Raw genomic sequence first — 20,084 nt, forward strand, 5'->3', positions numbered from 1 at the left:
GGCCACCGCCCCCCCGCCCCGCATCCGCCAGCAGGTCGCCTTCGTCGCCGCCGCGCGCAAGAACGCGACGCTGATCGCCCTGCTCAGGCGCGACACGCCCGAAAGGGTCATGGTCTTCACCCGCACCAAACAGGCCAGCGACAGCGTGGCCCGCGCGCTGGAATCCGCCGGCCTCTCCGCGGCAGCCCTCCATGGCGACCACAGCCAGGCCAGACGCGACCGCACGCTCGCCACGTTCCGGCGCGGCACGCTGCGGGTGCTGGTCGCCACCGACGTGATGGCACGCGGCATCGACATCGACGATGTGACGCTGGTGGTGAATTACGACATTCCCGAACAGCCCGAGACCTATATCCACCGCATCGGCCGCACCGCCCGCGCCGGACGGCGCGGCACCGCGCTGTCGCTGTGCGCGCCCGAGGAACGGCAGTTGCTGCGCGAGATCGAACGCCAGACCAGCGCGCGAATCACCGCCATCGACCCCACCTGACCGCGCGTCGGCCCGCCTGCCCACCTGCCCGCCGGGGAATGCACGCGGCGCCACCCAGTCCCGATGCCGGGACAGGCCCCAGGCGCGCCATGGCATTGCAGGTCCGGCGCGACGCTATAAAATCATTTGCATGACCTGTCCGACCGCTCCCGTGGTGCATGACGATGGCCTGTCCGGCACCTGCCGCCCGGACGCGCGGCGCGTGACGGGATGAGCTGCGGCACAGGCTCCCGCCCCGGCGCGTCGCCGCGCGTCCGCGCCCGGCCGAAATTTCTCGAAACCCTGCCGCCCCCGCCGCAGGCGCTGCCCGCCTTCACCCAGGACATCACGCCGCCCGACCTCTCGCCGTGGCTGACCGACCATTGCGGCATTCCCGGCGTGGTGCATCACGAGGCCCCGCGCCCCGGCCCCCATGTCGTGCTGACGGCGCTGATCCATGGCAACGAGTTCGCCGGCGCCATCGTGCTGGACCGCCTGCTGCGCGAGCGCATCCGCCCGACACGGGGCCGCCTGTCGCTGATCTTCGCCAATCCGGAGGCACTCGCCCGCTTCACCCCGGCCAACCCGGTCGCCTCACGCTTCGTCGAGGAAGACATGAACCGGGTCTGGAGCCGGCAGGTCCTGTCCAGCCCGCGCCGTTCGGTGGAACTGGACCGGGCGCGGGCGATCCTGCCGGTGATCGAAACCGCCGACATCCTGATGGACCTGCATTCCATGCTCTGGCCCGGCGCGCCGCTGATCCTGGCTGGCGCCACCGAAAGCGGCCGCCGCCTGGCGACCATGATCGGCGACCCGCCACTGGTCGTCTCCGACCACGGCCACAAGGCCGGCCCGCGCCTGATCGATTACGAACGGTTTTCCGACCCCGCCGGCCCCTACGCCGCCTGCCTGCTGGAAGCCGGCGCGCACTGGGCGGCCGACACGGTCCGGACGACGGACAGCGCGGTGCGCGCGCTGCTGCGGCATAGCGGCCTGCTGCCCGCCGAACCGACGCCACCGGTCGCCGCCAGCCGCCAGTTGATGGTCACCGATATCGTCACGGCCGAAACGCCCTGCTTCCGCTTCGTCCGCCCCTTCCAGGGCGGCGAAATCATCCGCCGCCGGGGCACCCTGCTGGCCCAGGACGGCCCGGACGAGATCCGGACCCCCTACCCAGACTGCATGCTGGTCATGCCCAACCTGCGCCCCGGCCGGGGGCAAACCGCCGTCCGCCTGGCCCGAACCCTGCCCACGCCACCGTAGCCAGTCGCCCGACACCCCGCCGATCGGTCAGGCCGATGAGTCGGGCCGATCGGTCAGGTTGCCGGCCCGTCCGTCACTCCGCCGCCGAAGAGCGCGCCAGATCCGCGCCGCCGCCCGGCAGGGGCGCTTCGCCGACCCGCTCCAGTTTCTCGCCATCCCAGCCCAGCGTCAGCAGGCTGCGATCCATGACGCCCTGAACGAGGATTTCCTTCCCATCGGGCGAGAAGGCCAGTCCCTGCGGCCACAATGTTCCCGGCGCCTGGGCGAGCGTATGCAACTGCCCGTCCTTCAGGGACAGGACCGTCACCACGCCACGCGGATGATAGCGCGGCGAGGTCGGCGGCACCGCCGAACCATTCTGCGACACGACGGCGACATACCGCCCATCGGGGGAGATATCGAGCCCCTCGGGCGCATTGGGCACCGTCACGCGCTGGATCTCCCGGATCGGCGACGCCGTCAGGTCCAGCACCGACAGGGCACCCGGCAGCCCTTCCCCATGCCCCAGCATACCCATGACCGCGTAATGCCCATCCTTCGTCATCTGGATGTTCCACGGGCCGGGCGCGATGTTCAGCGGCGTGGGATCGACGGTGATCGCGTCGCCGTCGATATGCAGCAGATAGACCCGATCCGCCTGCCACAGGCTCACAAGCGCCCGCTTGCCATCCGGCAGGATCGCGACGCCGGCCGGAAAGCCCGAAACCGGCAGCGTGATGACCTTGCGGTCACCCAGCCTGTGCCCGTCGAAGCGAAACCACGTCAACACGCCCGACCTGCCGTTGGCGACCAGCAGATGCTGTCCGTCGGGGGTAAAGCGCATCGTGGTCGCCCCGGCGGCGGAGGCCACCTGCTGGACCAGCCGGGGCTTCGCACCCGACAGGTCCACGACGCTGATACGATCGTCGGGGACGATCTTGTTCGTCTTCACGTCGGGCTTCGACGCCGAGGACACGAGGACGGTCTTGCCGTCATGCGTGAATTCAAGCGCCGTCGGCGGCCCGATCACGCTGACGGGCACATTCAGGCTCGCCCGCACACCCCACACACCGTTCGCGGCCCTTTCCAGAACGGACAGCGTGTCGGGAACCAGCGGTTGCGGCAGAACCTGCACTCCATTGCGCAGAATGGAGTGCCCGTCATTGGCCGAAACGACCGTCTGCGCGCAGACCGGCGAGGACATGGCAAGCAGTGCCGTAAAGGCAAGCGTCAGTGTGTTGCGCATCTTCGATATCCACCCATCAGTCCCTGAAACCGGCCCATGTTTCAATTTTCAACGTGTCTTCCGGACCCGACGCACCATCAGCACGACAAGACCGGCCAGGACCAGAACCCCGACGATCATGCCCGGCACGGCATAGGCTCCAAGCTTTGCGATCAGCGGCTTGGGACCACCCGAGCGGATCAGCTTCACGTCCTCCGCCGAGACCTTCACGGCCGGATTGCCGAATTCCTGCTCAACATAGTTGCTGACATCGGCAATGTCCTGATCGGAGAGCGCATCCACGTACGATCCCTCGCCAAAGCCCGGCATATAGACCGTATGGCCGCCCACTTCGCGCCTGACGCCCGTCAGGATCGTCGAAATCAGGTTATCCGCGATCGGCGCGCCGACAGCCGTATTATGGAAGAGCTGCGGATAATACCCGTCGGGGCTCCCCTTGCCCGTCGGACGATGGCAGGCCGCGCATTCGCCGGTAAATAGGCGCTCCCCACGGCTCATCCCGCTTTCCGGCAGACCGCGATAAGCGGTCTCACGGTCGGACGCCTTGCCATACGCATCGCGCGGCGCGGTATCCCGACTGTCCGAAATCGCGGGAACCTGCTTGATATAAGCAACGATCGCCCGAATATCGCTGTCGTCCAGATACTGGAAACTATGCTCCACAGCCTCCGCCATCGGGCCGCCGGCCTGGGCCTTCCCCGGCACGTCGCCGGTCTTCAGATACCGGGCGAGATCATCATCGCTCCAGCCTCCGACACCGCTTTTCTGATCAGACGTGACATTGGGCGCATACCACGACCCCAGCGACGCGCCGCCCAGGGCCTTGCTGCCGATCTCGGCCATCATCGCATTGCGCGGCGTGTGGCAGGTATCGCAATGCGCCAGCGCGTAAGCCAGGTAATGCCCGCGATTGACTTCCGCCGACTTGCCCGGCTCCGGCTTGAAGCGCGTATCGTCCAAGAAGAGCAGGTTCCAGAACGCCATGCTGGCGCGAATATTGTACGGGAACGGCAGCGCCGTCTCCCGCGCCTTCGCCTCGACCGGCTTCACGTCGGTCATGAAATAGACATACAGCGCGTGAATGTCTTCGTCGGTCAGCTTGGTGTACGACGTGTATGGCATCGCGGGATAAAGATGCGCGCCATCGCCACGAATCCCCTCGCGCAACGCGCGGGCAAACTGCGCCTCGGTATAGGCGCCGATGCCGTACGTCTTCGAAGGCGTGATGTTGGTGGCATAGATCGCGCCCAGGGGCGATGCGATTCCATAGCCACCGGCAAACGGCTTTCCGCCACCCGGCGCCGTATGGCAGGCGGCGCAATCCGCCGCGACGGCAAGATAGTGCCCGCGCTGGGCAATGGCCTCATTCGGCTCCGGCACCTGCGCCCGAACGACAGAGCAGGACAATACCAGCGCTGCGGCGGCCAGTCCGAGATGACCGGCCAGTTCCCGCACCTTCCTGGAACTCTGCATCATGCCCGTCCCTTTTCGAAATCCGCTTTGATGGAATCAGCCGCTTTCAGGCCGAGGGCCGCCATGCTCAACGTCGTGTTCACCACGCTGGCCGAAGCCATCGCCCCGCCGCCGGGCAGCCAGAGATTGGGGTGATCATGGGCGCGGCAATCACCGTCGACGACCGAATCCTTGGGATTCTTTCCCATGATCGTGCCGCCCATGATGTGATTGTTCGCGTTGTAATCGGTCGTGATGCGCAGTTCGGTGCCGCCCAGAAGACCCGCGATCTGCTTGACCTGCTCGTTGACCGACTCCAGTCCCTTGCGAACATAATCGCCGACATCATAATGAATGTCCGGACATGCCAGACCCAGCGGGTCCTTGCGCGTGCTGCTCAGGGTCAAGCGGTTATTGGGGTCAGGCAACGGCTCCAGGCTGATCGACAGATCGACACCGCACGCCGCGCGCCGGCGGATCTCGTCATCCAGTTCCTGGCCCACCAGCCCGAGCGCCAGCGCCTGCTGGGTCGCCGGCGCAACACGGCTGATATTGTTCAGGATCATCTTGTTCGCGGAATACTCGCTGCGGAACCCACCGTCCCGCGGCCCGACGATGCAACTGCTCTGCGCCGGCCCGCGCCCGAACCACAGCGGCTCGTTCGCCAGGAACGACGCATGCACGCCCGAATGGTCCATCATGTTCCGGCCAACCTGGTCGGACGAATTGGCGATGCCGTTCGGGTTGCGGGCATTGGCCGCCAGCAGCAGCAGCCGGGGCGTCTCGATCCCGTTGCACGCCAGCACGAACGTCTTGCCGGTCGCCTTGTGCGACTGGCGGTGCGCGTCATACCAGTAGACGGCCGTGATCCGGTTGTTCTCGTCCGTATCCATCCGGTAGACGACGGCTTCGGCGAGCGTCACCGCCCCGTTGGCTTCCGCCCGGTCGATATGCTGGATGCCGTTATACATGGCGCCGATCGGGCAGATCGGCTGGCAGTTATTGTTGCCGCAGCACGACGGACGGTCGCCGAAAGGCTCCATGCTGCGCCCCTGCGGAATGGGCACCAGATGAAAACCATGCGGATTCACGATCTCCGCGACCCGACGATCGCCATACCCGAAGGGGATCATGTCACGGGGATAAGGCCGGCTCCGTTCCGGAGGCGACTGGAGGGAAACGTCGTGCGGGCCGGAAACCCCCATCTCCTCTTCCGCCCGGCAATAGTACGGCTCAAGCTCGTTATAGGAAATCGCCCAGTCCCGGCCGACGCCATAACGCGACTTCATCTCGAAATCGACGGGCAGATGCCGCCAGCAGGACGCCGCCCAATGCCACGTCGTGCCACCGACCGTCCGCAGATACCCCTGCTTGAATGCCGAACCATTGGGACCGGACAGACCGACATAATCGTTCGGCGGAAAATATAGCGGCGCCTGGGCCAGCGGAGATTGCGGATAAAGCCCCTGGAAATCGGAATGCAGGCGGTTATGGAACGACATGTTCCGCCAGTTCTCGACATACTCTTCCCGCTTGAGGCGCAGGCCGGCTTCGAGAATGACGACCGAACGACCCGCGGCCGCAAGCTCGTTCGCGATCATGCCGCCCACGACCCCCGAGCCGACGACGACGACATCGGCCGAAACGTCGCCGGACTGGGAAAATTCTGGTTTGGCCACGATTTATTGCTCCCTGTGCGGCAACGGAGAATGAGGGGGAGATGACGGGGGAATGGTCCCCAGCGGCGGCGTCTGCCGTGGCGCCTTGCCCTCGACGCCGGCACCCTGCGGCATCGGAGCCGGCGGCGTGGCCGGCAGCGGCGCATGAACGGGAATCCCCAGCGGCGGCGGCGTCTCCGTCCACCAGCCCGGACGATCGAAGCAATAGGTCGGCACCGGCAGCCCATCGCGCGTCGGCTGGTACATCAGCGCATCGTAGTACGCGACCATTGGCGCATTCGTCTTGTCCTGCACCGAGCCGGTATACCAGGCCGCGTTCAGGGCCAGCAGGTCATCCTTCAGGTCTCCGGCACGGTCCAGAATCTCCCTGGGCGTCCCCCCCTGGGCAACCAGACCGGAAAGTGCCTGTATTTTTGCGACATAATCCGGAAACGTCTTCCGCATCACCGCAAACAGGCGGCGCGCGATGACCGGATGCAGTTCCGAATGCCCGGTAATGGCACGAGAGACCGACAGGAACGTCGCATCATCGACCGTCGCGGCATGGGCGACATCGCCGGAGAACCCGAACTCGCCGAAAGCCGCCGAAAAGCCGGCAACGACCGTCCCCAGCATGAGCGAGCGGCGACTCACTCCGGGTTTCCGGGCGGACCCGTCGCCGTTCACGTCACTATTTCTGTTCATGCCTCATTTTTCTCCAGAACACGCATCGGGATGGCCGAGGACAAGACGATTTCGCAACGGAAGGGCGGGCGATCCGATCCATGAATCCTGCCCCGTGAAAAACCGTCCGGAATGCCCGCTCACTCTTTCATCGCTGCCAGGCCGGCTTGCGCCGCCTGCTCATCCTGAGCGTTGTTTCCTCCGCTCACCCCAATGGCGCCGATCAGACGGCCATCATGAAAAATCGGGATTCCACCAGCAGCCGGCATGGCATGCGGCAGGGCCAGCACGGCCATTTTCCCACCGGCCAGCGCCGTTTCGAACGCGGCGGAGGGGCGCTTGTAAAAGACCGCGCTGATCGCCTTGCGTTCGGCCAGATCGAGGCTCGCAATCTGCGCATCCGCCATCCGTTCGGTCAGGATCGTCCGCCCGCCGGCATCCACCACATACACGACAATGGCCGTACCATTCGCCACCGCCTTGCTCTCCGCCGCCTGCGCCATCGCCCGTGCCTGAGGCAGCGCGATCACGCCGGCAGAGCGGGTCTCCGCGTGGGCCACCCCCGCCAGCAGGTTCAGGCCGACGACGAACCCGCACGCCAACCGACACGCAACGCGGGAAACGGTCTTTGTCGATGCACTCTTGAGTCGCAGCATCCGGCTCGCCTTTCGGGTCGTGTCGCTTAACGTCTTGAGCGCCCTTTGCCATGCACGGGCATAGTTTCACTAGATCGGTCTAAATCACTATATTGTGAACGCTCTGTCATAATCGCCGCCGCCAACCCGCTTACGCCACCGGAGGAAGCCCGCGAAAATCCGCCATCCTCATGAGAATATGTATTTTTTTTCATAATTCCGACCGGCCTGGAATTTATATCGGTCTAAAATGGATTTCATGATTCGCCACCCGCACATACCAGATCACGGTTTTCGTGATCTGGCATGATCTGTGAAGCATGACGATTGTATGGCATCTCGCTCGACTAACGATATCGAGTATTTTATCCGAGCCCCCAGCACGATTCGGATAAGGTGCGAAGTATATAATACACTTCAGGTCACCGGATTTCAGATGACAGGCTCTGTATATAAACAAAAAATCGCACAGTGTTCCTGCTTCAATTTCAGGAAATACAGGAGTTTTGCGCTTACTACTCTTACCTTACTCCAGTTGTCCGGAAACACCGTCCCGTCATTCGCACAGGACACCCGAAGCTCCGCCAAGGTGGCCAAATCTGCGAAGCAGGTCCCGAGCCAGAACGAGAATCTCGGTCCGCAGCAGAATGCGTCGTCACCACTTAACTCGGTCCGGGAGAATGCCCCTCCACAGGCATCCATTCCGCCGGGTATCCTGACGACGTACCCATCCCCTCCCCTTGCCGCTCGGGGCGGACAGCCGGCCCCCATCGTCAGGGGGCCGCCTTCCCTGTTCCCCACCCTTTTCGGCGTCATCCCGTGGCTCGAACGGCGCGGCATCGGCTTTCATTTCGACAACACCAACGAATATGCGGGCGCGCTGCAAGCCCCCACGCGCGGCCCCCATTACGGCAACTATCGGCAGGGATCGAGCAACGCGGGCCAATACTCGGCCAACCTGACCGTGGACTGGGAACAACTGGCCGGCATGAAGGGGTTCATGACGCACATGACCACCGTCGGTCGCTACGGCACGACCGCCAACCGTATGTTCGGCGACTGGCTCGCCCATAGTTCGGAAATCTATGGCGGCGGCGGCAACGTCGTCGTGCATCTTGTCTCCCTGTACGGAGAGGAGAGTCTCTATAAGGGCAGGCTCCTGATCGCCGGCGGCCGCATGTCCCAGATGTCGGATTTCGCCTCCAGCCCGCTCTTCTGCAATTTCCAGAACAATTCGTTCTGCGGGCGTCCCAAGGCGGCGGCGGACAGCACCTATTACGGCAGTTACCCGGCCGCGACCTGGGCGTTTCGCCTCAAGGGCCGCCCCCGCAAGGATCTTTACGTCCAGACCGCCGTTTATTTCGCGGAAAACGGCATTTACATGAACTTTCAGCACCGCACGGGCTTCAAATGGAACGGCGCCAACATCGTCGGATACGAAATCCCCGTCGAAACCCAATGGGAACCGAAATTCGGCGCCGAGCACGACCTTCCCGGCCATTATAAACTCGGCTTCGTTTTCGACGATGTCCAACGCGCCGACAATTACTACAACACCGCCGGACAGTCCTATTATGTCCACGGCGGCAAGCAACTCATGCGGAAATCCTCGTGGCAGACATATTTTATGTTCGACCAGAAGATCATGAACTATCCCGGCCGCCCCAAGACCAGCGGCCTGACCTTCATGGGCGGCTATATCTACAACTCTCCCTACACCTCAGTCCGTGATTTCGAAGTCTATGGCGCGTTCATGAGCCAGGGCCTCTTCCCCGGCCGCCCCCAGGATATCCTGGGCGCCGCGTTTTCCTATGTCAGCATCGCACCGGGCACGAGAGACACCACCATCGCAATGGTCAACGCCGGCAAATTTACCGGCATGCCCAACCATGCCACGGGTATTCAGACGAATGCTGAGGTGCTGGAACTCGATTATTCCATACATGTTATGCGCGGCGTGACCTTCAGCCCGGACTTTCAGTACTATATGAACCCCAACGGCCAAAAGGGATTGCGGAACTCCGCGGTGCTGGGCTTTAAGTCCTATGTCTCCTTTTTTTAGATCGGTCCAAGCGGATATTTGCGCATGACGGTTCCGTCCGTATCTGATCGTTTCGGCACAATGCCGCCCAACCGGGCGGCATCGTCCCCCCGCGTGTCCAACGATCGCGTAACGCACGGATCTGTACAGGCGGGCAGGACACGGCGCGCAGCCCCGCGGACTGTCGGCAAGGTCCTCCTGCCGGCGATCCAACGCGCACATCCTGCGCGTCGCGGCGGCCGCCCATCGGAGCCGCTCCGTTCCCATGCTCAAAAAGACACGCCCGCCCGGCTGGCCGACTGCGCGGACAGGCTCTTACGGCAGAGGGCCGCCGCAGCTTTCCCTGACCATCAACTGGCCCGATACGAGAACACGCATGCTGGATGCGCGCGGTTCCGTAATCCGGTCCAGCAGCAACCGCGCGGCATTGCGTCCCACCCCGACAGGGTCCGTCACGATGGTCGTCAGGGTGGGGAAGGACGTTGCGGCCTGCGGCAGGTTATCGGCCCCGATCACGGCGAAATCGCGACCGGGCAATTCCCCCTCGGAGAGCAGCCGCCCCATGAGCGACAGCGCAACCATGTCGTTGTAGCAGATCGCGGCATCCGGCGGGGACGCGGACGCCATAAGGCTTTCCAGCGAACCGAAATCGGACAGATTGTCGAGGTCCGTCGGTACGATCAGGTCGCTTTCCAGACGATGACGCCTGAGCGCGCGCTGGAAGCCTTCCAGCCGCTCGCAGGCCGCCGAGTGCACGGGGTTTCCGCCCAGAAAGGCGATTTTCCTGCGTCCATGCCGCACCAGATGCGAAACCGCGAGGTCGGTGCCCCCTGCATAATCCGGCCCCACGTAATCGCCGGCAGTCGGGGACACATGGCGCAGCACCTGCACGTAAGGCAGCCCCGTTTTCTCGATTTCGGAAAGGAGCGTTTCATCACTTCCCACCGCCGGACAGATGATCAGCCCATCCACGCCATGTTCCCGCAGGCGCCAGATCTGGCGCATCTGCCGTTCGATGTTCTCGGCGCTGTTGACCAGAAGCGCCACGATGCCGGCATCGACGAAGACTTCATCAATGCCGATCAGCAGCTTGCTGTAGAAGGGGCTGCCGATATTGCACAGCACCACGCCGATCGTCCCGGTCCTCTGCCGCCGGAGATTGGCGGCGCCCCGGTTGTAGATGTAGCCAAGCTTGTGCATGGCCGCGATCACGCGCTTGCGCGTTTCGGCCGAAACAAGGGGGCTTTCCCGCAACACCAGCGAGGCGGTCGCCCGCGAAACCCCGGCTTCTTCGGCAACCGACTGCAAATTCACCCTTTTCTGACTGCCGCCTGTGCTCACCAGCCTCTCTCCTCTGATTGCGACGGGCCATGAGCATTCAAGCGATGCATTTCAGACAGTCACCTCTTCGTCCGCCGATCATCCCATAGCTCCGGTCATCCGCAAAGGGGCATTCCCCCTCCCTCAAAGACATCGGAAGTGTTGATCATGGTCAGAACGATCCCCAAGAAAGATAAAAATAAAAACAAACCCAAAAAAAGGAAATCAATATCGAAAGACGCATAAAAATTTCGCGAGCATGGCGCCCTATACACAGAGACATCTGCTGAGCGTCATCCAAAACCCACCGTGTGTATTTTTTATGAGATGGAGTCCACAATGAAAATGCCCTCACCGACCCGGCGCCACTTCATCGGCGGCCTCCTGGGGTCCGCGTCGTTCTGGCTGTACAGCGACCACAAGGTCTGGGCCGATGCGCTCGCCGTCGGCAATGCAGGCCCCTATGCCCCGCGCTATTTCAACAAGGAGGAATGGCGCTTCCTGAACGCGGCGTGCGAGCGGATCTACCCGACCGACGCCCACGGTCCCGGCGCGCGCGGCCTCGGCGCCCCCGAGTTCATCGACCGCCAGATGGACACCGCCTATGGACGTGGCGAATTGTGGTACATGTCCGGCCCCTTCGTCAGCGCGCCGGCCAATCTCGGCTACCAGCTCTCCCTCCCCCCGCGTGAAGTCTACCGCCAGGGCATCGCGGGCGCCGACGCCTATGTCCGCGCGCACCATGACGGCCGCAGCTTCGCCGACCTCGAAACCGCCGAGCAGACGGCCGTCCTGAAAGAGTTCGAACACGGCGAGATGGCGCTGGGCGCCGTTCCGGCACACCTCCTCTTCGAGCAGTTGCGCCAGAACACGCTCGAAGGCGTTTTTTCCGATCCTCTCTACGGCGGCAACAAGGGTCTCGCCGGCTGGACGCTGCTCGGCTTCCCCGGCGCCCGCGCGGATTTCATGGACTGGGTCAACCAGGAAGGCGCCGCCTACCCGTTTGGACCCGTCTCGATTTCCGGCGAAACAGCCTAAGGATTTTCATATCATGACCACGAAGAAGACCGACGCCATCGTGATCGGCGCAGGCTGGGCAGGATCGATTCTTGCCAAGGAACTGACCGAAGCCGGCCTCTCGGTCACCGTCCTGGAACGCGGGGAAGATCGCGCCACGGCCGTGGAAGGCGATTACCCCACCTCCATCGACGAACTCCGCGGCGCCATCCGTCACCGCCTGTTCCAGAATCTCTCGCAATCGACCGTCACCATCCGCAACACGATGGACCAGGACGCGGTGCCCTATCGCCGGCTCGCGGCCTTCCTCCCCGGCGAAGGCGTCGGCGGGGCCGGGCTGCACTGGTCGGGGGTCCATTTCCGCGTCGCGCCCGACGACCTGGCCCTGCGCACCAACGTCATCGCCCGATACGGCAAGAATTTCATTCCCGAAGGCATGAACCTTCAGGATTACGACGTGACGTATGAAGAGCTGGAGCCCTTCTTCGACAAGGCGGAGAAAGTCTTCGGTACGTCGGGCGAGCCCTACACCATCAAGGGCAAGGTCGCCGGCACCGGCAACCCCTTCGCCCCCGACCGCTCCGACGCCTTCCCCCTGCCGGCGATGAAAGATGTCTATTCCGCCACGGTTTTCAAGAAGGCGGCGGCCAATGTCGGCTATCACCCCTATTCCCTGCCGGCGGCCAACGCCTCGGCCCAATATACCAACCCCTACGGCGTGCAGATGGGGCCGTGCAATTTCTGCGGATATTGCAGCGGGTACGACTGCTACATGTATTCCAAGGCGTCGCCCAACGTGAACATCCTGCCCGCCCTGCGCCAGGACCCGAAATTCACGCTGATCACCAAGGCCCACGTCCTGAAGGTCGATCTCGACAGCGACGGCAAGAAGGCGACCGGCGTCACCTATCTCGACCTGAACACCAACCAGCAGGTCCAGCTCAAGGCCGATCTCGTCATCATCAGCGCCTTCCAGTTCCACAACGTCCATCTCATGCTGCTCTCCGGCATCGGCGAGCCCTATGACCCGGTCAAGAACACCGGCACGATCGGGCGGAACTTCGTGTACCAGACCATCACGACCTCCCGCGCCTGGCTGCCCTCCAAGCAGTACACCAACCTGTTCGTCGGCGCCGGCGGCGCGGGTGTCGCCATCGACGATTTCAACAGCATGAATTTCGACCACGGCCCGCTCGGCTTCGTGGGCGGCTCGCCCGTGTGGGTTAACCAGGCCGGCGTCAAGCCGATCGCCGCCGCCATCGGCGGTCCCGCCGGCAACGCCCCGACCTGGGGCGAAGGCTACAAGGACGCGATGGTCGAAACCTACCGCCACTCCCTGACGATCGACGCCCACGGCAGCAACATGGCCTATCGCGACGTCTATCTGGACCTCGATCCGACCTACAAGGATGCCTACGGCCAGGCGCTGCTCCGGATGACCTTCACCTGGAAGGACAACGACATCCGGATGAACCAGTATGTGGTCAGCAAGATCGAGCCGATCATAAAGGAGATGGGCGCGACGCGGTACGCGCTGGGCCATCTGCACGCCAACGAGTTGTTCGATACCCGCCGCTACCAGACGACGCATCTGGGCGGCGGCGCGGTCATGGGCGCCGACCCGAAGACCAGCGCCGTCAACCGCTACCTGCAAAGCTGGGACGTTTCGAACGTCTTCGTCATCGGTGCCAGCGCCTTCCCGCAGGGCATGGGATACAACCCGACCGGCATGGTGGCCGCGCTTGCCTATTGGGCAGCCTATCACATCCGCACGACCTATCTGAAAAACCCCGGCCCCATGGTGCAAGCATGAAACACTGCACGTTCTCCTTCACGACCGCACTTGGCGCCGCCGCCCTTCTCGTGCTTGGCCACATGCCGCTGGCACGCGCGGACGCATCGGCGGATCTGGTCGCCAAGGGGCGCTACGTCGCGGAAGCCTCGGATTGCAGTGCCTGCCACACCATCAAGGGCGGCAAGCCCTACGGGGGCGGCATGGAATTCAAGCTCCCTATTGGATCGATCTACTCATCCAATATCTCGCCCGACCCGGCTCATGGCATCGGCACCTATTCCGAGGCCGAGTTCGCCCGCGCGGTGCGTGAGGGCGTCCGCAAGGACGGCGCCAGCCTCTATCCGGCCATGCCGTTCCCGTCCTATGCCCGCATGAGCGACAGCGACATCCACGCGCTCTACGTCTATTTCATGAAAGGCGTGCAGCCGGTCGCCCAGGCGGCTCCCGCCAACGGCATCCCCTGGCCCATGTCGATGCGCTGGCCGATGATTTTCTGGCGCGCGGTCTTCGCCCCCTCCGTCGCGTCGGCACAGAAAGACGTCAACCGCACTTTCCCCACGCCCGCCATCGCACGCGGCGCCTATCTGGTGGAAGGCCCCGGCCATTGCGGCGCCTGTCATTCTCCGCGCGGCATCGCCTTGCAGGAAAAGGCCCTGTCCGCCAGTTCGGGCACGGCGTTCCTGTCGGGCGGCGCGCCGATCGACGGTTTCGTGCCGACCAGCCTGCGCCAGGACCAGCGCACCGGCCTGGCTTCCTGGTCCGAGGATGACATCGTCGCATTCCTGTCCGCCGGGCGGAACCTGAAAGGCGAATCGTTCGGCGGCATGACCGACGCCGTCTATCACGGCACGCAGCATCTCAGCCCGGAGGATTTGCGCGCCATGGCGCAGTATCTCCGCTCCCTCCAGCCCAACAGCCCGAACGTGGCGGCATGGCGGTATGACCCGGCGGCCGCGACCGCCCTGCAACACGGCGATGCCTCGGCCCGCGGGGCCAAGGTGTATGTCGATCATTGCGCCGCCTGCCACCGCACGGACGGCCACGGCTACGCTCCGGCCTTCCCGCCGCTCGCCGGCAACCCGGTGGTCATGAGCGAGCAGCCGGATTCCCTGGTCCATGTCGTTCAGAGCGGCGCGGCCCTTCCGGGCATGACCAAGGCACCGTCGGCCTTCGTCATGCCGTCCTACAGCCAGATGCTCAGCGCGCAGCAGATCGCGGACGTGGTGACGTTCATCCGTGGCGCCTGGGGCAACAACGCCTCCCCCGTCGATGCCGCGACGGTCGCCAGCCTGCAAAAATCCGCCCCCCCGCGGGTGCTGGACGAAAAGCCCGTGCCGCTGAACTGAACCGGCGGAAACAGGCCCCAGGGTGCCCGGCACGGTCTCCGGGCACCGAAAGGCGGCGGCAAACGCCCAAAAAAAGAAACGGGCGCCGGATCATCTCCGGCGCCCGTTCCCGTTTCAGAATCCGGAGAAAATCCGGGGAAAATTCAGCGATAGATCGGGAAACGGGCGCAGAGCGCCTTCACCTTCCCATGCACCGCCTGCTCGGTCTGGGTGCATCCCTCGTCGCCCTTCTCGGCCACGGCGGTCAGAACCTCGTCGATCATCTCGCCGATCGCCCGAAACTCCGCCACGCCGAACCCGCGCGCCGTGGCGGCCGGGCTGCCCAGACGGATGCCCGAGGTCACCGCCGGCTTTTCCGGGTCGAACGGCACGGCATTCTTATTCGCCGTGATGCCCGCCCGCTCCAGGGCGCGCTCGGCGGCCCGGCCGGTCACCTTCTTGGGGCGCAGGTCCACCAGCAGCAGATGGCTGTCGGTGCCGCCGGTCACGATGTCGAAGCCCCGCGCCAGCAGCGTCTCGGCCAGCGCGTTGGCATTGGCCGCCACCGCTTCCTGATAGGTGCGGAATTCCGGCTGAAGCGCCTCGCCGAACGCCACCGCCTTGCCGGCGATCACATGCATCAGCGGGCCGCCCTGAAGGCCGGGGAACACCGCCGAATTGATCTTCTTCGCCAGGTCGGCGTCATTGGTCAGGATCAGCCCGCCACGCGGCCCGCGCAGCGTCTTGTGCGTGGTGCTGGTCACGACATGGGCGTGCGGCACCGGCGAGGGATACAGCCCGGCCGCCACCAGCCCGGCGAAATGAGCCATGTCGACCATCAGATAGGCCCCGACCTCATCGGCGATGGCACGGAAGCGCGCGAAGTCGATCACGCGCGGATAGGCCGAGCCACCGGCCACGATCAGCTTCGGCCGCTCGGCGCGGGCCAGGCGCTCCATCTCCTCGTAATCCAGCAGGCCATCCTCGCGGCGCACGCCATACTGCACCGCATTGAACCATTTGCCGGAATAGTTCGGCGCGGCCCCGTGCGTCAGGTGCCCGCCGGCGGCCAGGCTCATGCCCAGGATCGTGTCGCCGGGGCTGACCAGCGCCATGAAGGCGGCCTGGTTGGCATTGGCGCCGGAATGCGGCTGCACATTGGCGAACCCGGCCCCGAACAGCGTCTTCACCCGCTCGATCGCCAGCGCCTCGACCTTGTCCACCTCGACGCAGCCGCCGTAATAGCGCCGGCCCGGATAGCCCTCGGCATATTTGTTGGTCAGGACGCTGCCCTGGGCGTCCAGCACGGCCTGCGAAACCATGTTCTCACTGGCGATCAGTTCGATCCCGTCGCGCTGCCGCTCCAGTTCACCGGCGATCATCCCGGCCACGGCCGGATCGCGCTCGGAAAGGGGGGCACGGAAATAGGACTGCAACCCGCTCTGGCTCAACTGGTCCGGCATCGTTATATTCTCCAAAACTTTCGTACAACGCCTTTAGCCGGTCCCCGGAAAAGTTCCCATGGCCCCCGCCCGCGCGTCATTGCAATTTTGCGCATTCTAGCGTCTCCACCCCGGCGAGGCCACACGCCGAATAACCGATATCCTCCCGCCGACCGCCCAGCGACCCGGCACATTCCCCTCTCACACCCCCTTCTCAGGAGACGCCCTGCATGGCGCAGCCGCCCGTTACTCAGTCCAGCTCGAGCCTGCTCCGCCGCAAACGAATCGAAATGCCTTCCGACAGCGAGGGTCTGCGCAGGGTTCTCGGCCCAGCCAGCCTGATCGCGCTGGGCGTCGGCTGCACCATCGGCGCCGGCCTGTTCTCGCTGACCGGTATCGCCGCGTCGGAAAACGCCGGCCCCGCCGTGGTGCTGTCCTACATCATCGCCGCCATCGCCTGCGGCTTCGCCGGCCTGTGCTACAGCGAACTGGCCAGCATGATCCCGATCGCGGGCAGCGCCTACAGCTATGCCTACATGGCGCTGGGCGAGGTCGTCGCCTGGATCATCGGCTGGGATCTGGTGCTGGAATACGCCGTCGGCGCCGCCGCCGTCTCGGTCAGTTGGTCGCGCTACGTCTCGTCGCTGCTCGGCAGTTGGGGGATCTCGCTCCCGCCCAGGTTGCTGGCCTCGCCCTTCGAGACGGTCGCGCTGCCCGACGGCAGCCACGTCACGGGGCTGATGAACATGCCGGCGGCCTTCATCATCTGCGTCGTCTCGGCGCTGCTGATCCGCGGCGTGTCCGAATCGGCGCGGGTCAATGCCATCATCGTGGTGGTGAAGCTGGCGATCATCATCGCCGTCGTCGCGTTCGGCCTGCCCTATATCAAGACGGCGAACTACGTCCCCTTCATCCCGGACAACACCGGCACGTTCGGCCATTTCGGCTTCTCCGGCATCATGCGCGCCGCCGGCACCATCTTCTTCGCCTATGTCGGTTTCGACGCCGTTTCCACGGCGGCGCAGGAAGCCCGCAATCCCGCCCGCGACATGCCGATCGGCATCCTGGGCAGCCTGGTGATCTGCACCATCGCCTATGTCCTGTTCTCGCTCGTGCTGACCGGTCTGGTGAATTACAAGGACATGCTGGGCGATGCCGCCCCGGTCGCCACCGCGATCGACCAGACGCCCTTCAACTGGCTGAAACTGGCCGTGAAGTTCGGCATCATCTGCGGCTTCACCTCGGTGCTGCTGGTGCTGCTGCTGGGCCAGAGCCGCGTCTTCTACGCCATGTCGCGCGACGGGCTGCTGCCGCGCCTGTTCGCCTCCATCCACCCAACCTGGCGCACGCCGTGGTATTCCAACCTGCTGTTCATGGTCCTGACCGGCGCGCTGGCGGCGTTCCTGCCGATCGACCAACTCGCGCACATGACCTCGATCGGCACCCTGCTGGCCTTCGTCATCGTCTGTATCGGCGTCATGTTCCTGCGCCGCAGCGCCCCGGACATGGAACGCCGCTTCCGCGTGCCCGGCGGGCCGATCATTCCCGTCCTCGGCATCGTCTGCTGCTCGGCGGTCATGCTGTCGCTGGACGGTCTCACATGGGTCCGGCTGGCCGTCTGGCTGATCATCGGCATGGTGATCTATTTCGGCTACAGCCGCCGCAACAGCCATCTGGCCAAAGACGCCTGACCGCCACGCGGCCACCGGGGCACAGCCCCCCGGTGGCCGCGTCTGGCCACGCTGGCGAACGCGTTCCATAATATGTCGGTCATTTCCGGAGACCGCATCATGACGCTCGGCCAGTATCCCACCACCCGTCCGCGCCGCAACCGGCAGGACCCGTTCACCCGTCGCCTGGTTGCCGAGACGACACTGACGGTCGACAATCTGATCTGGCCGATCTTCGTCATGGAAGGCACGGACAGCGAAACCGACGTGGCCTCGATGCCCGGCGTGCGCCGCGTCACGCTGGATCGGCTGGCCGCCCATGTCGAACCGGCGGCCAGGCTGGACATCCCGGCCCTCGCGCTGTTCCCCATCACCCCCACCAGCCAGCGCGACGAAAAGGGCACCGAGGCCCTCAATCCGGACAATCTGATGTGCCGCGCCGCCCGCCTGCTGAAGCGCGAATTCCCCGAAATGGGCCTGATCGGCGACGTGGCGCTGGACCCTTACACCAGCCACGGGCATGACGGGCTGGTCCGCGACGGCTACGTCGTCAACGACGAATCCGTCGAAATCCTGTCGCGGCAGGCCGTCAACCAGGCGGCGGCGGGCATCGACATCATCGCCCCCTCCGACATGATGGACGGCCGCATCGGCGCCATCCGGCGCGACCTGGACGCCCAGGGGCTGGTCGGCACGCGGATCATGTCCTACGCCGCCAAATATGCCAGCGCCTTCTACGGCCCGTTCCGCGATGCGCTCGGCTCGGGCGGCCTGCTGAAGGGCGACAAGAAGACCTATCAGATGGACCCCGCCAACAGCGACGAGGCCCTGCGCGAAGTCGCGCTGGACCTGGCCGAAGGCGCGGACATGGTGATGGTCAAGCCGGGCATGCCCTATCTGGACATCATCCGCCGCGTCCACGACCGCTTCGCCGTCCCCACTTTCGCGTATCAGGTGTCGGGCGAATACGCGATGCTGACCGCCGCGATGGAAAATGGCTGGCTGGACCCGGAGCGCACGATGCTGGAAAGCCTGCTGGCCTTCCGCCGGGCGGGTGCCAACGGCGTGCTGACCTATTTCGCGGTCGAGGCCGCGCGCCGCCTGCGCAACGGCTAAGCCGCGTCATGCGCATGTCACAAATCGTCATTCCCATGGCGGTTTGTGATGCAAGGCGGCGGCTTTGCCGTTACCATCGGTCCTGATCGCTGCCTCGCGACGCGCAGGTTCATTGTACGGGGCCGCTGTCACCGTCGGCCCATATGGGGCGCTGGAGCCAGTCGAGGAGGCGTATGACCTATACATCGCCGCGTCGTCCGCAGCTTTTCTACACGACCGCCCCCATGCCATGCCCCTATGTATCCGGCCGCATGGAACGCAAGGTCGTGACCGACATCGGCGGCCCGGACGCCGAACGGCTGCACAACCGCCTGTCCCGCGCCGGCTTTCGCCGCAGCCACACCATCGCCTATGCCCCGGTGTGCCCGTCATGCAATGCCTGCGTCCCCATCCGGGTGCCGGTCGCGACCTTCAGCCCAGACCGGACGCAACGCCGCACCCTGCGCCGCAACGCGACGATCGAAGGGTTCGAAGTCCCGGCCCACGCCACGACCGAACAGTTCGTCCTGTTCCAGCGCTACCAGTTCGCCCGCCATGCGGAAGGCGACATGGCGGGCATGAATTTCTACGATTACCGCGCGATGATCGAGGATACGCCGGTCGATACGGCCATGGTCGAGTTCCGCACCCAGGAAGACCAGCTCGTCTGCGTCAGCCTGATCGACCGGATGGATGACGGGCTGTCGGCGGTCTACAGCTTCTTCGACCCCGGCATGGAAGACCACTCGCTAGGGTCCTACGCCATCATGCACCTGGTCGCGCATGCCGGCCGCCTCGGCCTGCCCTACCTGTATCTGGGCTACTGGATTCGCGACAGCGCCAAGATGGCCTATAAATCCCGCTTCCGCCCGGCGGAAATCCTCCATCACGGCAGTTGGACGGCGCTCGACCTCGCCAACCTACCGGCCCAAGGCAGCAACGCGCCCCGCTTCCCGGTCAGCCTGCCGGAATAGCGGGGCGCGCCGGCTTCCC

The 20,084-nt window shown here is 64.7% G+C and carries 16 protein-coding genes; 9 read left to right on the forward strand and 7 right to left on the reverse strand.

Features of this window, described 5'->3' with window-relative positions; all coding sequences use genetic code 11:
- Together ABF821_RS04895 and ABF821_RS04900 are read left to right on the forward strand one after the other, a co-directional pair.
- On the forward strand, window positions 1-490 hold a 490-nt coding region (locus tag ABF821_RS04895), incomplete at its 5' end, for a helicase-related protein (RefSeq protein ID WP_415529234.1).
- Window positions 491-700: 210 nt separating this feature from the next.
- Window positions 701-1,732: a succinylglutamate desuccinylase/aspartoacylase family protein gene (locus ABF821_RS04900; RefSeq protein ID WP_415529235.1), complete on the forward strand. Its 1,032-nt coding sequence runs from the start codon at window positions 701-703 to the stop codon at window positions 1,730-1,732.
- 73 nt (window positions 1,733-1,805) lie between these two features.
- On the opposite strand, the gene ABF821_RS04905 is transcribed toward ABF821_RS04900, so the two are convergent.
- The 5 genes from ABF821_RS04905 to ABF821_RS04925 all read right to left on the reverse strand — a co-directional run bounded on the left by ABF821_RS04905 (window position 1,806) and on the right by ABF821_RS04925 (window position 7,407).
- Complete coding sequence (locus ABF821_RS04905; RefSeq protein ID WP_415529236.1) at window positions 1,806-2,957, reverse strand: hypothetical protein; 1,152 nt, start codon at window positions 2,955-2,957, stop codon at window positions 1,806-1,808.
- A 48-nt stretch (window positions 2,958-3,005) separates the two neighbouring features.
- Entirely contained in the window at window positions 3,006-4,433 is a 1,428-nt protein-coding gene (locus tag ABF821_RS04910; RefSeq protein ID WP_259654702.1) for a cytochrome c, read from the reverse strand.
- Window positions 4,430-6,088, reverse strand: a complete 1,659-nt coding sequence (locus ABF821_RS04915) for a GMC family oxidoreductase (protein ID WP_183009156.1) — start codon at window positions 6,086-6,088, stop codon at window positions 4,430-4,432. Before ABF821_RS04915 ends, ABF821_RS04910 begins: the two co-directional genes overlap by 4 nt.
- Before the next feature lie 3 nt (window positions 6,089-6,091).
- Window positions 6,092-6,721, reverse strand: coding sequence for a sugar dehydrogenase complex small subunit (locus tag ABF821_RS04920; RefSeq protein ID WP_415529237.1), 630 nt, complete (start codon window positions 6,719-6,721; stop codon window positions 6,092-6,094).
- 170 nt (window positions 6,722-6,891) lie between these two features.
- The gene (locus ABF821_RS04925) at window positions 6,892-7,407 is read right to left on the reverse strand and encodes a GlcG/HbpS family heme-binding protein (RefSeq protein ID WP_182973530.1); all 516 of its coding nucleotides are present in this window, start codon (window positions 7,405-7,407) and stop codon (window positions 6,892-6,894) included.
- A 310-nt stretch (window positions 7,408-7,717) separates the two neighbouring features.
- Between ABF821_RS04925 and ABF821_RS04930 the strand changes: the two genes are divergently transcribed.
- Window positions 7,718-9,448: a carbohydrate porin gene (locus tag ABF821_RS04930; protein WP_246401689.1), complete on the forward strand. Its 1,731-nt coding sequence runs from the start codon at window positions 7,718-7,720 to the stop codon at window positions 9,446-9,448.
- Window positions 9,449-9,742: 294 nt separating this feature from the next.
- Here the strand turns inward: ABF821_RS04930 and ABF821_RS04935 are convergent, their stop codons facing one another.
- Window positions 9,743-10,768, reverse strand: coding sequence for a LacI family DNA-binding transcriptional regulator (locus ABF821_RS04935; protein WP_415529238.1), 1,026 nt, complete (start codon window positions 10,766-10,768; stop codon window positions 9,743-9,745).
- A 318-nt stretch (window positions 10,769-11,086) separates the two neighbouring features.
- On the opposite strand from ABF821_RS04935, the gene ABF821_RS04940 reads away from it, so the two are divergent.
- The 3 genes from ABF821_RS04940 to ABF821_RS04950 are packed head-to-tail and all read left to right on the forward strand — an operon-like array spanning window position 11,087 to window position 14,905.
- Window positions 11,087-11,785 (forward strand): gluconate 2-dehydrogenase subunit 3 family protein, encoded by a 699-nt coding sequence (locus ABF821_RS04940; RefSeq protein ID WP_182973528.1) that lies wholly within the window; start codon window positions 11,087-11,089, stop codon window positions 11,783-11,785.
- A 13-nt stretch (window positions 11,786-11,798) separates the two neighbouring features.
- The gene (locus ABF821_RS04945) at window positions 11,799-13,577 is read left to right on the forward strand and encodes a GMC family oxidoreductase (RefSeq protein WP_415529239.1); all 1,779 of its coding nucleotides are present in this window, start codon (window positions 11,799-11,801) and stop codon (window positions 13,575-13,577) included.
- On the forward strand, window positions 13,574-14,905 hold the full coding sequence (locus tag ABF821_RS04950; protein ID WP_415529240.1) for a c-type cytochrome: 1,332 nt from the start codon (window positions 13,574-13,576) through the stop codon (window positions 14,903-14,905). The genes ABF821_RS04945 and ABF821_RS04950 overlap by 4 nt, the downstream gene beginning before the upstream one ends.
- A 143-nt stretch (window positions 14,906-15,048) precedes the next feature.
- Here the strand turns inward: ABF821_RS04950 and glyA are convergent, their stop codons facing one another.
- The gene (gene glyA, locus ABF821_RS04955) at window positions 15,049-16,347 is read right to left on the reverse strand and encodes a serine hydroxymethyltransferase (protein ID WP_415529241.1); all 1,299 of its coding nucleotides are present in this window, start codon (window positions 16,345-16,347) and stop codon (window positions 15,049-15,051) included.
- 269 nt (window positions 16,348-16,616) lie between these two features.
- Here glyA and ABF821_RS04960 point away from each other — a divergent pair, with 269 nt between their 5' ends.
- From ABF821_RS04960 to ABF821_RS04970, 3 genes are all read left to right on the forward strand, one after another.
- Window positions 16,617-18,017, forward strand: a complete 1,401-nt coding sequence (locus ABF821_RS04960) for an APC family permease (RefSeq protein ID WP_415529253.1) — start codon at window positions 16,617-16,619, stop codon at window positions 18,015-18,017.
- Between the two features lie 99 nt (window positions 18,018-18,116).
- Window positions 18,117-19,112 carry a porphobilinogen synthase gene (hemB, locus tag ABF821_RS04965; RefSeq protein ID WP_182973524.1) on the forward strand — a complete coding sequence of 332 codons (996 nt, stop codon included), beginning with the start codon at window positions 18,117-18,119 and terminating at the stop codon, window positions 19,110-19,112.
- 173 nt (window positions 19,113-19,285) lie between these two features.
- The gene (locus tag ABF821_RS04970; protein WP_415529242.1) at window positions 19,286-20,065 is read left to right on the forward strand and encodes an arginyltransferase; all 780 of its coding nucleotides are present in this window, start codon (window positions 19,286-19,288) and stop codon (window positions 20,063-20,065) included.
- Window positions 20,066-20,084: the final 19 nt, after the last annotated feature.

Origin of the sequence: Gluconacetobacter sp. (assembly GCF_047721585.1) — a bacterium.
Lineage (GTDB): Bacteria > Pseudomonadota > Alphaproteobacteria > Acetobacterales > Acetobacteraceae > Gluconacetobacter > Gluconacetobacter dulcium.